Genomic DNA, 1,468 nt, shown 5'->3' with positions numbered 1-1,468 from the left:
TGGCCCGCCGTCGTCCTGCTCCGCGGAAGCGCAAGAACGCGACGGCGGAAGAAGAGGAAGACGCCATCCTCGACGCCCAGGGGTTCTGAGCGATGAGCCCTGACGCCTTTCCCGGCCCGGTGGCCAACGTCAAGCGTGCCCTCACTGCCCTGGGCGCCCAGGACACCGTGACGGTGTTCGACGCGAAGGTGCCGACGGCGGCAGCGGCCGCCGCTGCGCTGGGCTGCGATGTCGCGGCGATCACCAACAGCCTGGTGTTCGAGCTCGAGGGCACCCCGCTGCTCATCCTGGCCAGCGGCGCGGCCAAGGTGGACGTCCGCAAGGTCGCGGACCGGCTGGGCACGGGCAAGATCCGCCGTGCCTCCCCCGAGTTCGTCCTGGCCCACACCGGCCAGGAGGTGGGCGGCGTCGCCCCGGTAGGCCACCCGGAGAAGATCCGGACTCTGCTGGATGAGTCGTTGTCGGCCCACCGCGTGCTCTGGGCGGGCGCAGGGGACCACAACTCGATGTTCTCGATCAGCTACGCGGACCTGCACCGGATCACGGGCGCGGAAGAGATGCCGGTCCGCTGACCCGGCTGCCTCGCTGCTGGGGCCACCCGGCTGCCTCGCTGCTGGGGCCGTTTTCAGTGCCGGGAACGGCCCCGGCTGCGGGTCGGTTGGGTGACTTACGCCAGCGTGATGAGGTCCAGGTAGTCTTCGTTCCAGTGGTCCTCGATGCCGTCGGGAAGCAGGACGACACGCTCCGGGTTGAGCGCCTCGACGGCTCCCTCATCGTGGCTGACCAGGACGACGGCGCCGGTGTAGTTGCTCAGGGCCCCGAGGATTTCGGCGCGGCTGGCGGGGTCCAGGTTGTTGGTGGGCTCGTCGAGGAGCAGCACGTTCGCGCTCGAGGCCACGATGGTGGCCAGCGCCAGCCGGGTCTTCTCGCCGCCGGAGAGCACACCGGCGGGCTTGTCGACGTCGTCGCCGGAGAACAGGAATGAGCCCAGGATGTTGCGGACTTCCGCGTCGTTCATGTCCGGGGCGGAGGAGCGCATGTTCTGCAGGACGGTGCGGTCCACGTCGAGCGTCTCGTGCTCCTGCGCGTAGTAGCCCACCTTCAGGCCGTGGCCTGCAACGACTTCGCCGGTGTCCGGCTTGTCGACGCCGGCCAGCATCCGCAGCAGCGTGGTCTTGCCGGCGCCGTTGAGGCCCAGGATGACCACCTTGGACCCGCGGTCAATGGCAAGGTCGACGTCGGTGAAGATCTCCAGCGAGCCGTAGGACTTGCTGAGGCCGTCCGCGGTGAGCGGGGTCTTGCCGCAGGGTGACGGATCCGGAAAGCGCAGTGCTGCCACGCGGTCGGTCGCGCGGACGGCTTCGAGGCCGCCGAGCAGGCGCTCGGCACGCTTGGCCATGTTCTGGGCGGCGACGGCCTTGGTGGCCTTTGCGCGCATTTTGTTGGCCTGGTCGATGAGGACCTGGGC

General features: G+C 69.3%; 2 protein-coding genes. One reads left to right on the top strand and one right to left on the bottom strand.

The genetic code is table 11. The features are described 5' to 3' along the window. Positions 1 to 92: 92 nt before the first annotated feature. Positions 93 to 572: a YbaK/EbsC family protein gene (locus LQV45_RS31930; RefSeq protein WP_230011473.1), complete on the top strand. Its 480-nt coding sequence runs from the start codon at positions 93 to 95 to the stop codon at positions 570 to 572. Positions 573 to 667: 95 nt separating this feature from the next. Here LQV45_RS31930 and LQV45_RS31925 read toward each other — a convergent pair. After that, a partial coding sequence (locus LQV45_RS31925) for an ABC-F family ATP-binding cassette domain-containing protein (RefSeq protein ID WP_230011471.1) occupies positions 668 to 1,468 on the bottom strand: 801 nt, incomplete at its 5' end.

This window comes from Microbacterium sp. Bi128 (genome assembly GCF_918698205.1).
Note: the sequence above shows the minus strand (reverse complement) of the source record. Positions and strands in the feature narration are given on the sequence as shown.